Consider the following 14,592-nt stretch of genomic DNA (forward strand, 5'->3'; position numbering starts at 1 on the left):
ACCGGCCGGCTCCGGCAAGACCGGCTCCGTGGTCCGGCCGATCGCCGAGTCGCTGTGCCTGCACGCGCTCGCCGGACGCGCCGCGGTGGTCGTGGTGGGCGCCGCCGGCGCGGGAGCGGGCCCGGCCGACGCGTACGACGTCGTGGTGCGGATCGGCAATCCCGACTCCGCCTACGACCTCGACCTGTACGGCGGGACCACCGACCCCGACGAGGCCGCCGCCGTCCTCGCCGAGGCGCTGGCCGGTGACCTGGCCGACCCGCACCCCGGCAGCGACAGCCGGCGTGCCACCACCGTCCTCGCCCAACTGCTCGGCCCCTTCCGCGCGGTGCACGGCCGCTTCCCCTCCGTCCCCGAGCTGCGCGGCCTGCTCGACGGCGCGCCCGGCCCGCTCGCGGAGCTGCGCCGGGGCCTGACGGAGACGGGACAGGAGTCGCTGCTGCGCGAACTCGACGCCCGGGAACGGCAGCTGGCGCACCCCGGTGACGTGGGCGGGGTCCTCGCCGACCGGGTGGCGCTGCTCGACCGGCCGGCCTTCGCGGGGTTCTTCGACACCTCCGGGCAGTCGCGGCCCTTCACCCTCAGGGCGCTGGACCACCCCGTGCGGGTCCGGGTCGACCTGCCCGCGCGGGGCCACGCCGACGCGTCGCGGGTGCTGGCGCGGCTCGTCCTCGCCCAGTTCACGGCGAGCGTGACGGAGCGCGAGGACCGGTCCCTGTTCGCCTGCCTGGTGCTGGACGACGCGACCGGCGTCGTCACCCCCGAGGCCGTGCGCGGCATCCAGCGGCTGCGGTCGGCCAACGCCGGGGCCGTGCTCACCCTGCGCACCCTGGACGACGTGGCCAGGCCCCTGCGCGGACCCCTGCTCGGGACCGTCGGGTGCAGGATGGCGCTGGCCGGGCTCACCCCCTGGGACGGGCAGGACTTCGCCGAGGTCTGGGGCAAGGAGTGGACCGAGGCGCGGGACGTCACCGACCGGCAGATCATCGCCGAGAGCCCGGCGGGAAAGGCCTGGCACGCGGTGCGGCGGGCCATCACCGGCAAGGCGCCGACCGCGCGGGCGGTCACCGTGCGGCAGGTCGAGCGGGAGCGGTGGTCCGCGTCCGAACTCGCGCACGCGATGCCCGCCGGGCACGCGGTCCTGTCCCTGACCGACGTCCGGGGCGAGCACGCGCCACCGCTGCTGGTCGACCTGCGGGGCTGAGGGGCGCGCCGGACGGGGAGGCGAAGCGTGCCGTCGGGCGGGCCGGTCCGCGACGGGCCGGTCCGCCGCGAGGGGGTCCGCGGTGGGCGGACGAACGCCGGGAGCGGAGCACGCGGGGCGACGCGGTGTGCATACGGTGAGGCAGAATCGACAGGGGCCGTTCATACGCGACGGCCAAAACGTCATCTCGTTCACCGGCCGGGACACCCGACCGGCCGTTCCCGCCGCCGACCTGAAGGCGCCATGCCCCTGACGCTCGCTTCGCTCGCCCACCACTCCGCGCTCAGACTGACCGTGCGCGCGGGCGAGGACGGCCTCGACGTGCCGGTCCGCTGGGCGCACGCCAGCGAGCTGGCCGACCCCGTGCCCTACATGGAGGGCGGCGAGCTGCTGCTCATCACCGCGCTCACCCTGGACGCGGAGGACCCGGCGGCGATGCGCCGTTACGTGAAGCGGCTGGTGGAGGCGGGGGTGGTCGGCCTCGGCTTCGCCGTCGGGGTCCACTACGAGGACATTCCCGAGGCGCTGGTCGAGGCCGCGCGCGAGGAGGGGCTGCCGCTCCTGGAGGTGCCGCCGCGGACCACGTTCTCCGGGGTGGCCCGCGCGGTGTGGCAGCTGATGGCGCAGGCACGGCTGGCGGAGCTGCGCCGGGTGACGGAGGCCCACCGCGGTCTCGCCTCGGCCGCCGCCCGCTCGGACCCGGTGCCCTCGGTCCTGCACCGCCTCTCCCGGCACCTGGACGGCCGGGCGGTCCTGTTCGGCCCGGAGGGCACGCAGATCGCCGCCGCGGGCCGGGCGCTGGGCGAGGAGACCGACACGGCCCTGGCGAAACTGGCCGAGGTGGTGCGCCCGGTGGACCCGGACGAGCACCGGCCGGACCCGGCGGGCTCTCCGGGCCCCGGGGACGCCGGTCCGGCGTCCCCGGCCGGGCGGGCGCGGCCCCGCCCCTCGCCCGCCTCCGCCGCGGACACGGTCGCCGGGATCCGGCTGGCCGCCTACGCGCTCGGGGCCGGACACGGGTTCGTGCTGGGCGTCGCGGCCCCGCCCCGGGACTCCGGGGACCACACCGTCGCGTCCGTGGCCGCGGTGCTGCTCTCCCTGCTGACCGGTGAACAGCACAGCGGTACCGGCGCGGCCCGCTCCGCCGCGCTCGTACGGCTGCTGCTGGGGGGCGGGCCGGAGGAGGTGGCGCCGTTGCTCGGCGGTGAGCGGTGGCGGGTCGTGCACGCGCACCGGACCGTACGGCTCTCGGAGGCCCGTTCCCCGGAGGCGCGGTCCCCCGGGGAACGGGGTCCCGAGGAGCGGACCCCGGACGCCCTGGCGGCCTCCGCGCTCGGCGCCGCGCTCGGGTCGGCGCTGGTGGATCCGGCGGACGGGATCGTGCGGGTGCTCGTACCGGCCGGGCGGGAGCCGGAGGCGCAGACGGGCTGGACCCTGGGGGTCAGCGCCGCCGTCGCCCCGCACGACTGGCCGGCGGCCGACACCCAGGCGGCCCGCGCGCTGGCCCGCGCCCGCGCCACCCGGGCACCTCTCGTCGTGCACGGCGCCCGCCCCGTACTGGACGACCTGGTGCCCGCGGCGGACGCCCGCGCCCACGCCCGCACGCTGCTCGCCCCGCTGGCGGGCACGCCCGCGCTCGCCGACACCCTGCGCACCTGGCTGTCCCTGCACGGCGGCTGGGACCGCACCGCGGTGGCCCTGTCCGTGCACCGCAACACCGTGCGGCAGCGGATCGCCCGGTGCGCGGCCCTGCTGAACGCCGACCTGGACGACCCGGACGTCCGCATGAACCTGTGGTTCGCCCTGCGCCACACCTGACCGCCGGGCCGCCTGACCACCGGACCGCCTGACCACCGGGCCACCGGGCCACCGGGCCACCGGCCCACCGGGCCGCCGGACCGCGGCGGCCCCGAGTACCCGTACGGATGCCGTCCGAGTACGTGACGCACGTCCCAGGGGAAAGCACCCCAGGGACGCCCGCCCCGGCCTGCCCCACAATGGGGACATGCCGATATCCGGGACGCCCAGCCGCGCCGAACTCCTCGCCCACCTCGCCGCCACGCGCATCGCCGGCGAGGTCGCCACCCCGCGCGAGAACAACCTCTCCCACTACCGCAAGCTGGCGAACGGCGACCGCCACTACTGGCTCGGGCTGGAGTTCGGCGACCGCTGGAGCGACGAGCAGGACGTGCTCGCGGTGATGGCGGAACGGGCCGGGGTCAGCGACGACGCCGAGCACCGGTACGGCCAGGACACCATCGACCCGGAGCTGACCGTGGCCGCGCTGGAGCGGATGGCGGGGCGGCTGCGGAAGGCGGCGGCCGGGCGGCAGCGGGTGCTGCTGGCCACCGGTCATCCCGGCGGTCTCCTCGACGTGCACCGCGCCACGGCCGCCGCGCTGCGCGCCGCCGGCTGCGAGATCGTGGTGATCCCCGACGGGCTGGCCACGGACGAGGGCTACGTGATGCAGTTCGCGGACGTGGCGGTGCTGGAGCACGGCGCCACCCTGTGGCACACCCACTCCGGCGAGCCGATGAAGGCCATTCTCACCGCCCTGGAGCGCGAGGGCCGCCCCCTGCCCGACCTGGTGGTCGCCGACCACGGCTGGGCGGGCAGTGCGGGACAGCACGGCGTCGACTCCGTCGGCTACGCGGACTGCAACGACCCGGCGCTGTTCCTGGCCGAGGCGGAGGGCACCCTCCAGGTGACGGTCCCCCTCGACGACCACGTGGTCAGCCCCCGTCACTACGACCCGATGACGGCGTACCTGCTGGCGGAGGCGGGGCTGGCCTGAGCCCGGCCGGCGCGCGGCGCCGCCCGTGCCGGTCGGGCGCCGCCCGTGCCGGTTGGCCGGGCGCTACGCGTCCCGGTCGCGCGGGACGCGGACCACGCCCTCCTGGACGACGGAGACCGCGAGCCGGCCGTCCTGGGTGTAGATGCGGGCCTGGCCCAGGCCCCGGCCGCCGTGGGCCGACGGGGACTGCTGGTCGTACAGCAGCCACTCGTCGGCGCGGAACGGGCGGTGGAACCACATCGCGTGGTCCAGGGACGCGCCGACCACGTCGCCGACCGCCCAGCCGCCGCGCCCGTGGGCGAGGAGGACGGAGTCCAGGAGCGTCATGTCCGAGACGTACGTGGCGAGGACGACGTGCAGCAGCGGATCGTCGCCGTCGAGCTTGCCGTTGGTGCGGAACCAGACCTGCGAGTGCGGATCGCGGGGTTCGCCGAAGCGCCCGTAGGGCGGGTCGTCGACGTAGCGCAGGTCGACCGCGGCGCGGGCCCCGAGGTAGCGGTGCACGACCTCGGAGGCGAGGTGCGGGTAACCGCGCAGCCGCTCCTCGGAGGTGGGCAGGGCGTCCGGGTCCGGCGCGGGCGGCATCGGCGCCTGGTGGTCCAGGCCCTCCTCGTACGTCTGGAAGGACGCCGAGAGGTGGAAGATCGGCTTGCCGTGCTGGACCGCCACCACGCGCCGCGTGGTGAAGGAACGGCCGTCCCGGATCCGGTCGACGGTGTAGACGATGGGCGCGCCCGGGTCGCCGGTGCGCAGGAAGTACGCGTGCAGCGAGTGGGCGGGCCGGTCCGCGGGGACGGTCCGCCCCGCGGCGACCAGCGCCTGCGCCGCCACCTGCCCGCCGAAGACGCGGGGGACGGCGGAGGCGCGGGACCGGCCGCGGAAGATGTTCTCCTCGATCTGCTCGAGGTCGAGCAGATCGAGGAGCTCCTGAAGTGCCTGACTCATGGAATCAGTTGTATACGGCAGGGATTTCCGGGACCTTACAGGCCCATGTCCTTGGCGATGATCGACTTCATGATCTCGCTGGTGCCGCCGTAGATACGGTTGACGCGGTTGTCCGCGTACAGGCGGGCGATCGGGTACTCGTTCATGTAGCCGTAGCCGCCGTGCAGCTGGAGGCAGCGGTCGATGACGCGGTGCGCGACCTCGGTGCAGAACAGCTTGGCGGAGGCGGCCTCGGCGGGGGTGAGCTCGCCGGCGTCCAGGGCCTCGGTGGCGCGGTCGGCGACGGCCTCGGCGGCGTCCACCTCGGCCTGGCAGGCGGCCAGTTCGAACTTGGTGTTCTGGAAGTGGGCGACCGGCTTGCCGAAGACGGTGCGCTCCTGCACGTACTGCTTGGCGAACCGGACGGCGGCCTTGGCCTGCGCGTAGGCGCCGAAGGCGATGCCCCAGCGCTCGGAGGCCAGGTTGTGGCCGAGGTAGGAGAAGCCCTTGTTCTCCTCGCCGAGGAGGTCCTCGACAGGGACCTTGACGTCGACGAACGCCAGCTCGGCGGTGTCGGAGGTCTTCAGGCCGAGCTTGTCGAGCTTGCGGCCGACGGAGTAGCCCTCGGACTTGGTGTCGACGGCGAACAGGGAGATGCCGTGGCGGCGGTCCTCCGCGGTCGGGGCGGCGGTGCGGGCGCAGACGATCACCTTGTCGGCGTGGACGCCGCCGGTGATGAAGGTCTTGGCGCCGTTGAGGACGTAGTGGGTGCCGTCCTCGCTCAGCTTGGCGGTGGTCTTCATGCCCGCGAGGTCGGAGCCGGTGCCCGGCTCCGTCATCGCGATGGCCCACATCTCCTCGCCGGTGACGAACTTGGGCAGGTAGCGCTTCTTCTGCTCGTCGGTGGCGAGCATCTTGAGGTACGGCAGGGCGAGCAGCACGTGCACGCCGGAGCCGCCGAACTGCACGCCGGCACGGGCGGTCTCCTCGTAGAGGACCGCCTCGAACTTGTGGGTGTCCATGCCCGCGCCGCCGAACTCCTCGGGCACGCTGATCCCGAAGATGCCCAGCTCACCGAGCTTGTAGTAGAAGTCGCGGGGCGCCTGGCCCGCCGCGAACCACTCGTCGTAGACCGGGACGACCTCGGCCTCGATGAAGTCGCGGATGGTCTCCCGGAAAGCCTCGTGGTCCTCGTTGAACACCGTACGGCGCACGCCGCCGCCCTCCTCCGCGCCTGGTCCGGCGCCACTGTCGCGTTCCTGGTCGCCCGGCGTCGGGGTGCTCCACAACCCGGCCACCCCATGCCTAAGCGCTTGCTCAGAGATATAACCGTACCGGCGAGTAGCCAACGTCGTCCAGACCGTGCCCCCCGTAACGCTCGTCACGTACGCCGGGGCCGGACCGGGACGGGGCAAGCCCGGCGCCGGCCCGGCCCCCCGGATCCGGGTCGGGCCCTGGGGTCAGGCCGGGACCGCCGCGGCGAAGGCGCCGCGGGCCATCCGATGCAGGAGGGCCGCCGTCGTGGCGCGGCCGGGCAGGGAGCCGGGCCGGGCGAGGTGCGGGGTGGAGTTGAGCAGCCCGAACACGGAGTGCACGGCCGAGCGGGCGGCGGGTTCGGCCAGGTCCGGGTAGAGCGCGCGCACCACCCCGACCCACAGCTCGACGTACTGCCGCTGCAGCTGCCGCACCAGCTTGCGGTCGCTGTCCCGGAGGCGGTCCAGCTCACGGTCGTGCAGGGTGATGAGGGGCCGGTCGTCGAGCGCGAAGTCGATGTGGCCCTCGATCAGCGAGTCCAGGACCACCTCGGGAGCCGCCCCGTCGACCTCCTTCAGGCGCTGTTTCGCGCCGGTGAGCAGCTGGCCGCTGATCCCCACCAGCAGTTCCGCGAGCATCGCGTCCTTGCCCGGGAAGTGCCGGTACAGGCCGGGGCCGCTGATGCCGACCGCGGCGCCTATCTCGTCGACCCCGACTCCGTGGAAACCGCGCTCGGCGAACAGCCGCGCGGCCTCCTTGAGGATCTGCTCGCGGCGGGTCGGGGCGTCGGTTCTGGTGGCCATGGGAACGATTCTAGACAGCGGGGTTAGCGGTCGTTAACCTGAAGGGAACGCGTTAACGCTCATTAACCAGTGAGGGGACCGCAGGATGCACGAGGCACCGGAGCTTCACAGCGCGGCCGATCCCGCGTCGGAGTCCTTTCGGGCCAACGAGGAGGCGCACCGCGCGCTCGTGGGGGAGCTGCGCGCCAAGCTGGCGGCGGCCGCGCTCGGCGGCGGTGAGCGGGCGCGGGCCCGGCACACCGCGCGGGGCAAGCTGCTGCCGCGCGAGCGCGTGGACACCCTCCTCGACCCCGGTTCGCCCTTCCTGGAGCTGGCCCCGCTCGCGGCCGACGGGATGTACGAGGACCAGGCCCCGGCGGCCGGCGTGATCGCCGGGATCGGGCGGGTCGCCGGTCGCGAGTGCGTGGTCGTGGCCAACGACGCGACCGTCAAGGGCGGCACGTACTACCCGATGACGGTGAAGAAGCACCTGCGCGCGCAGGAGGTGGCCCTGGACAACCGGCTGCCCTGCGTCTACCTGGTGGACTCCGGCGGGGCCTTCCTGCCGATGCAGGACGAGGTGTTCCCCGACCGGGACCACTTCGGGCGGATCTTCTACAACCAGGCCCGGATGTCCGGTGCCGGCATCCCGCAGATCGCGGCGGTGCTGGGCTCGTGCACGGCGGGCGGGGCGTACGTGCCGGCGATGAGCGACGAGGCGGTGATCGTCCGCGGGCAGGGCACGATCTTCCTCGGCGGTCCGCCCCTGGTGAAGGCGGCCACCGGCGAGGTGGTCACGGCGGAGGAGCTGGGCGGCGGCGAGGTGCACGCGCGGGTCTCCGGCGTCACCGACCACCTCGCCGAGGACGACGCGCACGCGCTCAGGACCGTGCGGAACATCGTCGCGACCCTCCCGGCGCGCGGCCCGCTCCCCTGGGGGGTCGAGCAGGCCGTGGAGCCCAAGGTCGACCCGCTGTCCCTGTACGGGGCGGTCCCGGTCGACTCCCGCACCCCCTACGACGTGCGGGAGATCATCGCGCGGGTCGTGGACGGCTCCCGCTTCGCGGAGTTCAAGGCGGAGTTCGGGCAGACCCTGGTCACCGGCTTCGCCCGGATCCACGGCCATCCGGTGGGGATCGTCGCCAACAACGGCATCCTGTTCTCCGAGTCGGCCCAGAAGGGCGCCCACTTCATCGAGCTGTGCGACCAGCGCGGCATCCCGCTGGTGTTCCTGCAGAACATCTCCGGCTTCATGGTCGGCCGGGACTACGAGGCCGGCGGCATCGCCAAGCACGGCGCCAAGATGGTGACGGCGGTGGCGTGCACGCGGGTGCCGAAGCTGACGGTGGTGGTCGGCGGTTCGTACGGCGCGGGCAACTACTCGATGTGCGGCAGGGCGTACTCGCCCCGCTTCCTGTGGATGTGGCCCAACGCGAAGATCTCGGTGATGGGCGGCGAGCAGGCCGCGTCCGTCCTGGCGACCGTCAAGCGGGACCAGATCGAGGGGCGCGGCGAGGAGTGGCCGGCCGAGGACGAGGACGCCTTCAAGGCGCCGATCCGCGCCCAGTACGAGCGCCAGGGGAACGCCTACTACGCGACGGCCCGCCTCTGGGACGACGGTGTGATCGACCCGGCGGACACCCGGCGGGTCCTGGGCCTGGCCCTGACCGCGTGCGCCAACGCGCCCCTGGGTGACCCCCAGTTCGGCGTCTTCCGGATGTGAGGGGACCCCTGACGATGACTGAGCAGATGTTCGAGACGGTGCTGGTGGCCAACCGGGGCGAGATCGCCGTCCGGGTCGTCCGCACCCTGCGGTCGATGGGCGTGCGCTCGGTGGCCGTGTACTCCGACGCGGACGCCGGTGCCCGGCACGTCCGGGAGGCCGACACCGCGGTGCGGATCGGGCCGGCGGCCGCCTCGGAGAGCTATCTGTCGGTGGAGCGGCTGCTCGAGGCCGCCGCCCGCACCGGCGCGCGGGCGGTCCACCCGGGGTACGGGTTCCTCGCCGAGAACGCGGGGTTCGCGCGGGCGTGCGAGGAGGCGGGGCTGGTCTTCATCGGGCCGGGCGCCGACGCGATCTCCCTGATGGGCGACAAGATCCGCGCGAAGGAGACGGTGCGGGCGGCCGGGGTCCCGGTCGTGCCCGGTTCCAGCGGCAGCGGCCTGACGGACGGGCAGCTCGCCGACGCGGCCCGCGGGATCGGCATGCCGGTGCTGCTGAAGCCGTCCGCGGGCGGCGGCGGCAAGGGCATGCGCCTGGTGCGGGACGCCTCGCTGCTGGCCGACGAGATCGCCGCGGCGCGCCGCGAGGCCCGCGCCTCCTTCGGCGACGACACGCTGCTCGTCGAGCGGTGGGTCGACCGTCCCCGGCACATCGAGATCCAGGTGCTGGCCGACGGCCACGGGAACGTGGTCCACCTGGGCGAGCGCGAGTGCTCCCTCCAGCGGCGCCACCAGAAGATCATCGAGGAGGCGCCCAGTGTGCTCCTCGACGAGGGGACCCGGGCCGCGATGGGTGAGGCGGCCGTCCAGGCGGCCCGCTCCTGTGGCTACCGGGGCGCGGGCACGGTCGAGTTCATCGTCCCGGGCGACGACCCGTCGTCGTACTACTTCATGGAGATGAACACCCGTCTCCAGGTGGAGCACCCGGTCACCGAACTGGTCACGGGCCTGGACCTGGTGGAGTGGCAGCTGCGGGTGGCGGCGGGCGAGCGGCTCGGCTTCGGGCAGGAGGACGTCCGGCTGACCGGGCACGCGGTGGAGGCCCGCATCTGCGCCGAGGACCCGGCGCGGGGCTTCCTCCCCTCCGGCGGCACGGTGCTGAGGCTGCGCGAACCGCGGGGGGACGGCGTCCGCACCGACTCCGGGCTCAGCGAGGGCACGGAGGTCGGCAGCCTCTACGACCCGATGCTGTCCAAGGTGATCGCGTACGGCCCCGACCGGGCGACCGCGCTGCGCAGGCTCCGGGCGGCGCTCGCGGAGACGGTGACGCTGGGCGTGCAGACCAACGCCGGGTTCCTGCGGCGGCTGCTCGCGCACCCGGCGGTGGTCGGCGGCGGCCTGGACACGGGGCTGGTGGAGCGCGAGGCGGACGGGCTCGTCCCGGACGGGGTGCCGGCGGAGGTGTACGCGGCGGCGGCGCTGCTGCGCCAGGCCTCCCTCGCGCCCGCCGGCGGGTCCGGCTGGACCGACCCGTTCGACGCGGCCGACGGCTGGCGCCTGGGCGGCACGCGGGCGTGGACGGCGCACCACCTGCGGGTGGCGGGCCACGACCCGGTGACCGTGCGCGTGCGCGGCACCTCGGACGGGGGGACGGAACTGCTGCTCCCCGGGCACGACACCCCGCTGCGGGGATCCGCGGGCCCGGTGGACGAGCACCGGTTCACCTGCGTGCTCGACGGCGTCACCCGCACCTTCGCCGCCCTGCCGGACGGCACCTGGCTCGGCCGCGACGGCGACGCCTGGCACGTGCGGGACCACGACCCGGTCGCCGCGTCCCTGACCGGCGCGGGCCGGGCGGGCGCCGACTCGCTGACCGCGCCGATGCCCGGCACGGTGACGGTGGTGAAGGCCGCCGTCGGCGACGAGGTGGCGGCGGGCCAGAGCCTGCTGGTGGTGGAGGCGATGAAGATGGAGCACGTCATCTCCGCCCCGCACGCCGGCACGGTCACCGAACTGGACGTGGCGCCGGGCACGACGGTCGCCATGGACCAGGTGCTGGTGGTCATCGCGCCCGCGGAGACAGCCGTGGAGTCGCCCGCGCAGTCGCCCGCGGCGAAGGAGACGTTCGCGGCGAAGGAGACGGCATGAACGCCCCGGCACCGGACCTGCCCATGACCGTACCGGCCGAGGGACTGCCCGCCCGCGTGCGGATCCACGAGGTGGGCGCGCGCGACGGCCTGCAGAACGAGAAGGCGATCGTCCCGGCGGTGGTGAAGGCGGAGTTCATCCGCCGCCTGGCCGGCACCGGCCTGACCACGATCGAGGCGACGAGCTTCGTCCACCCGAAGTGGGTGCCCCAGCTGGCGGACGCCGAGGAGCTGTTCTTGGCGGTCGCCGATCTGCCGGTGTCGCTGCCGGTCCTGGTGCCGAACGAGCGCGGCCTGGACCGCGCGCTGGCCCTGGGCGCCCGCCGGGTGGCGGTGTTCGCCAGTGCCACGGAGTCCTTCGCCCGGGCCAACCTCAACCGCACGGTGGACGAGGCGCTGGCGATGTTCGAGCCGGTGGTGAGCCGGGCGAAGGCCGAGGGCGTCCACGTCCGCGGCTACCTCTCGATGTGCTTCGGCGACCCGTGGGAGGGCGCGGTCCCGGTCCCGCAGGTGGTGAGGGTGTGCCGGGCCCTGCTCGACATGGGCTGCGACGAACTGAGCCTGGGCGACACCATCGGGGTGGCGACCCCGGGCCACGTGACGGCCCTGCTCGCCGCCCTCACCGGGGCGGGCGTCCCCGTGTCCGCGCTCGGTGTGCACTTCCACGACACCTACGGCCAGGCCCTGTCCAACACGCTGGCCGCGCTCCAGCGGGGCGTCACCACGGTCGACGCCTCCGCCGGCGGACTGGGCGGCTGCCCGTACGCGAAGTCCGCCACCGGCAACCTCGCCACCGAGGACCTCGTGTGGATGCTGCGGGGTCTCGGCATCGACACCGGGATCGACCTCGGCCGTCTCGTCGCCACAAGCGTCTGGATGGCCGCCCACCTGGGCCGGCCCAGCCCGTCCCGCACCGTCCGCGCCCTCTCCCACCAGGAGCAGTGAACGACCATGGACCACAAGCTCTCCCCCGAACTGGAAGAACTCCGCCGCACGGTCGAGGAGTTCGCGCACGACGTGGTGGCGCCGAAGATCGGCGACTTCTACGAGCGGCACGAGTTCCCGTACGAGATCGTCCGGGAGATGGGCCGCATGGGCCTGTTCGGCCTGCCGTTCCCGGAGGAGTACGGCGGCATGGGCGGCGACTACTTCGCCCTGGGCGTGGCCCTGGAGGAGCTGGCCCGGGTCGACTCCTCGGTGGCCATCACCCTGGAGGCGGGGGTCTCGCTGGGCGCGATGCCGTTCCACCTGTTCGGCACGGAGGAGCAGAAGCGCACCTGGCTGCCCCGGCTGTGCTCGGGCGAGATCCTGGGCGCGTTCGGCCTGACCGAGCCGGACGGCGGCAGCGACGCGGGCGCGACCCGCACCACGGCCCGGCTGGACGAGGCGACGGACGAATGGGTGATCAACGGCACGAAGTGCTTCATCACCAACTCGGGCACCGACATCACGGGCCTGGTCACGGTCACCGCGGTCACCGGACGCAAGCCCGACGGCGGACCGCTGATCTCGGCGATCGTCGTCCCGTCGGGCACGCCGGGCTTCACGGTGGCGGCCCCGTACTCGAAGGTCGGCTGGAACGCCTCGGACACGCGTGAGCTGTCCTTCCAGGACGTCCGCGTCCCGGCCGCCAACCTCCTGGGCGAGGAGGGCCGGGGCTACGCCCAGTTCCTGCGCATCCTCGACGAGGGCCGGGTCGCCATCGCGGCGCTGGGCACGGGGCTGGCGCAGGGCTGCGTGGACGAGTCGGTGAAGTACGCCAGGCAGCGGTACGCGTTCGGGCGTCCGATCGGCGCCAACCAGGCCATCCAGTTCACCATCGCGGACATGGAGATGAAGGCCCACACGGCCCGCCTCGCCTGGCGCGACGCGGCGAGCCGCCTGGTGGCCGGCGAGCCCTTCAAGAAGGAGGCGGCGCTGGCCAAGCTGTACTCGTCCACGGTGGCGGTGGACAACGCCCGGGACGCCACGCAGATCCACGGCGGCTACGGCTTCATGAACGAGTACCCGGTGGCCCGCATGTGGCGCGACTCCAAGATCCTGGAGATCGGCGAGGGCACGAGCGAGGTCCAGCGCATGCTGATCGCCCGCGAGCTGGGACTGCCGACGGGCTGACCGCCCGGGAGCGGCGGGCGGGCCGGCGGCCCCGGCCCGCCCGCCGCCTCATCCGTCGAACAGGGCGGACAGGACCACCAGCAGCACCGCCGGCACCGGGACGAGTCCCGCGCTCGCCGCCCAGTAGCGTCCCCGGGCGCAGGACTCCGGGCGGACCCATCGGTTCAGCGGGATCCACAGCGCGAGGAAGACCGCCCACACCAGGGCCAGGACCACCGCCCAGGGGAGCGGGCCGTCGTTGTCCGTGGGTTCCCCGGGGACGAGGCCCAGCCCCGCCAGGGGGTGGCTCACCACGAACATCGCCGACAGCCACAGCGGCACCACGGCCACGACCCCGAGGACCAGGTTGACGGCCAGGGGAGCACCCCACCGCCCGAACGGCCGCATGTCCCCTCCCCTCTTGCCGGTGGGGGGAGCAGTCTCCCCTGTTCGGGAAGGGAGTCACCTCGGGGAACGAACGGTGCCGCCGGGACGGGCGGGGAGGAACTCCGGGCTCCCTCTGGACATATCGTGAGGTTAGGCTACCCTAAGCCCTGCCTCGGATCCGAGGCGCCGCAAGCCCGCACCCAGGCTCCGTACGCACGAAAGCAGACCCCGCCATGTCGAACGCCAGAACCGCCCGCTTCTCCCGTCGCGGCATCCTCGCCGCCGGTGGCACCCTCGGACTCGGTGCCCTGCTCGCGGCCTGCGGGGACGGCGACGCGAAGAGCGGCGGCTCGGACTCGACGGGGGCCGCCGGGGCCGGGTCCGGTCCCTGGTCCTTCAAGGACGACCGCGGCACCACGGTGAAGCTCGACGAGGTGCCCACGAACATCGTCGCCTTCACCGGCGTCGCCGCCGCGCTCCACGACTACGGCGTCCAGGTCAAGGGCGTCTTCGGCCCGACGAGGACCAAGGACGGCAAGGCCGACGTCCAGGCCGGCGACATGGACGTCAGCAAGGTGACCGTCCTCGGCAACGTCTGGGACCAGTTCAACGTCGAGAAGTACGCGGCGCTCTCCCCCGACGTCCTCCTCACCACCACGTTCGACGAGGCGGGCACCCTCTGGTACGTCCCCGAGGCGTCCAAGGACAAGATCGCCAAGCTGGCGCCGAGCGTCGCCGTGTCCGTCTACGACCGTCAGCTGACCGTGTCGCTGGAGCGCATGTGGGAGCTGGCCGAGTCGCTGGGCGGCGACATGAAGGCCGCGAAGGTCACCGACGCGAAGAAGCGCTTCGAGAAGGCCTCCGAGCGGCTGCGCCGGGCCGCCAAGGCCAACCCCGACATCAAGGTGATGGCCGGCTCGGCGAGCCCGGAGCTGTTCTACGTGTCCGGCACCAACCTCTCGGTCGACCTGGAGTACTACAAGGCCCTCGGCGTGAACTTCGTCGAGCCGACCGAGAAGGCCAAGGAGCCCACCGGCGGCTGGTTCGAGAGCCTGAGCTGGGAGAACGTCGACAAGCACAAGGCCGACCTGATCATCATGGACGACCGCTCCTCGGCCACGCAGCCCGCCGACATCACCGAGGCGACCTGGAAGAAGCTGCCCGCCGTCAAGGCCGGCCAGGTCATCGGGCGTTCCGCCGAGCCGATCCTGTCCTACGACAAGTGCGTCCCGCAGCTCGAGGCCCTCGCCGAGGCCATCGAGAAGGCCGAGAAGCTCAGCTGACCCTCCCCCGCCCCCCGTCACCGGAGCCGCCCGTGACCACCGCCGCAGCCGCCCCGTTCCG

At 73.8% G+C, this 14,592-nt stretch carries 11 protein-coding genes and 1 pseudogene; 8 read left to right on the forward strand and 4 right to left on the reverse strand.

From position 1 onward, the window contains the following. From AOK18_RS11465 to AOK18_RS11475, 3 genes and pseudogenes are all read left to right on the forward strand, one after another. Positions 1–1,204, forward strand: a pseudogene (locus tag AOK18_RS11465) (ATP-binding protein); the annotation flags it as partial. A gap of 243 nt (positions 1,205–1,447) precedes the next feature. Then, positions 1,448–3,022: a PucR family transcriptional regulator gene (locus AOK18_RS11470; RefSeq protein ID WP_055694266.1), complete on the forward strand. Its 1,575-nt coding sequence runs from the start codon at positions 1,448–1,450 to the stop codon at positions 3,020–3,022. Positions 3,023–3,209: 187 nt separating this feature from the next. Beyond that, the gene (locus tag AOK18_RS11475) at positions 3,210–3,998 is read left to right on the forward strand and encodes a phosphatase (RefSeq protein ID WP_055694267.1); all 789 of its coding nucleotides are present in this window, start codon (positions 3,210–3,212) and stop codon (positions 3,996–3,998) included. A 63-nt stretch (positions 3,999–4,061) separates the two neighbouring features. Here AOK18_RS11475 and AOK18_RS11480 read toward each other — a convergent pair whose 3' ends face one another. The 3 genes from AOK18_RS11480 to AOK18_RS11490 all read right to left on the reverse strand — a co-directional run bounded on the left by AOK18_RS11480 (position 4,062) and on the right by AOK18_RS11490 (position 6,979). After that, positions 4,062–4,943 (reverse strand): acyl-CoA thioesterase, encoded by an 882-nt coding sequence (locus AOK18_RS11480; protein WP_055574146.1) that lies wholly within the window; start codon positions 4,941–4,943, stop codon positions 4,062–4,064. Positions 4,944–4,978: 35 nt separating this feature from the next. Continuing rightward, positions 4,979–6,136, reverse strand: coding sequence for an acyl-CoA dehydrogenase family protein (locus tag AOK18_RS11485; RefSeq protein WP_055574145.1), 1,158 nt, complete (start codon positions 6,134–6,136; stop codon positions 4,979–4,981). Between the two features lie 246 nt (positions 6,137–6,382). Continuing rightward, positions 6,383–6,979 (reverse strand): SACE_7040 family transcriptional regulator, encoded by a 597-nt coding sequence (locus AOK18_RS11490; protein WP_055574691.1) that lies wholly within the window; start codon positions 6,977–6,979, stop codon positions 6,383–6,385. An 85-nt stretch (positions 6,980–7,064) separates the two neighbouring features. Between AOK18_RS11490 and AOK18_RS11495 the strand changes: the two genes are divergently transcribed. Genes AOK18_RS11495 through AOK18_RS11510 form a run of 4 tightly spaced genes read left to right on the forward strand, consistent with a single transcriptional unit; the run spans position 7,065 to position 12,882 of the window. Continuing rightward, positions 7,065–8,681: a carboxyl transferase domain-containing protein gene (locus tag AOK18_RS11495; protein WP_055694268.1), complete on the forward strand. Its 1,617-nt coding sequence runs from the start codon at positions 7,065–7,067 to the stop codon at positions 8,679–8,681. A gap of 26 nt (positions 8,682–8,707) precedes the next feature. Then, a complete protein-coding gene (locus AOK18_RS11500; protein WP_055694269.1) occupies positions 8,708–10,768 on the forward strand; it encodes an acetyl/propionyl/methylcrotonyl-CoA carboxylase subunit alpha in 2,061 nt (686 codons plus the stop codon). Further along, positions 10,765–11,712: a hydroxymethylglutaryl-CoA lyase gene (locus AOK18_RS11505; protein ID WP_055574539.1), complete on the forward strand. Its 948-nt coding sequence runs from the start codon at positions 10,765–10,767 to the stop codon at positions 11,710–11,712. Before AOK18_RS11500 ends, AOK18_RS11505 begins: the two co-directional genes overlap by 4 nt. A gap of 6 nt (positions 11,713–11,718) precedes the next feature. Then, entirely contained in the window at positions 11,719–12,882 is a 1,164-nt protein-coding gene (locus AOK18_RS11510) for an acyl-CoA dehydrogenase family protein (RefSeq protein ID WP_055574540.1), read from the forward strand. A 48-nt stretch (positions 12,883–12,930) separates the two neighbouring features. Here the strand turns inward: AOK18_RS11510 and AOK18_RS11515 are convergent, their stop codons facing one another. Beyond that, entirely contained in the window at positions 12,931–13,269 is a 339-nt protein-coding gene (locus AOK18_RS11515) for a hypothetical protein (RefSeq protein ID WP_055694270.1), read from the reverse strand. Between the two features lie 212 nt (positions 13,270–13,481). Here AOK18_RS11515 and AOK18_RS11520 point away from each other — a divergent pair, with 212 nt between their 5' ends. Beyond that, positions 13,482–14,531 (forward strand): ABC transporter substrate-binding protein, encoded by a 1,050-nt coding sequence (locus tag AOK18_RS11520; RefSeq protein ID WP_055694271.1) that lies wholly within the window; start codon positions 13,482–13,484, stop codon positions 14,529–14,531. Positions 14,532–14,592 lie beyond the last annotated feature (61 nt).

Origin of the sequence: Streptomyces prasinopilosus, assembly GCF_001419695.1 — a bacterium.
Lineage (GTDB): Bacteria > Actinomycetota > Actinomycetes > Streptomycetales > Streptomycetaceae > Streptomyces > Streptomyces prasinopilosus.

Excerpts from the sequence above, each read along its gene's own strand:
- AOK18_RS11470 (WP_055694266.1), top strand. The coding sequence starts at position 1,448 with ATGCCCCTGACGCTCGCTTCGCTCGCCCACCACTCCGCGCTCAGACTG.
- AOK18_RS11475 (WP_055694267.1), top strand. The coding sequence starts at position 3,210 with ATGCCGATATCCGGGACGCCCAGCCGCGCCGAACTCCTCGCCCACCTC.
- AOK18_RS11480 (WP_055574146.1), bottom strand. The coding sequence starts at position 4,943 with ATGAGTCAGGCACTTCAGGAGCTCCTCGATCTGCTCGACCTCGAGCAG.
- AOK18_RS11490 (WP_055574691.1), bottom strand. The coding sequence starts at position 6,979 with ATGGCCACCAGAACCGACGCCCCGACCCGCCGCGAGCAGATCCTCAAG.
- AOK18_RS11495 (WP_055694268.1), top strand. The coding sequence starts at position 7,065 with ATGCACGAGGCACCGGAGCTTCACAGCGCGGCCGATCCCGCGTCGGAG.
- AOK18_RS11500 (WP_055694269.1), top strand. The coding sequence starts at position 8,708 with ATGTTCGAGACGGTGCTGGTGGCCAACCGGGGCGAGATCGCCGTCCGG.
- AOK18_RS11505 (WP_055574539.1), top strand. The coding sequence starts at position 10,765 with ATGAACGCCCCGGCACCGGACCTGCCCATGACCGTACCGGCCGAGGGA.
- AOK18_RS11510 (WP_055574540.1), top strand. The coding sequence starts at position 11,719 with ATGGACCACAAGCTCTCCCCCGAACTGGAAGAACTCCGCCGCACGGTC.
- AOK18_RS11515 (WP_055694270.1), bottom strand. The coding sequence starts at position 13,269 with ATGCGGCCGTTCGGGCGGTGGGGTGCTCCCCTGGCCGTCAACCTGGTC.
- AOK18_RS11520 (WP_055694271.1), top strand. The coding sequence starts at position 13,482 with ATGTCGAACGCCAGAACCGCCCGCTTCTCCCGTCGCGGCATCCTCGCC.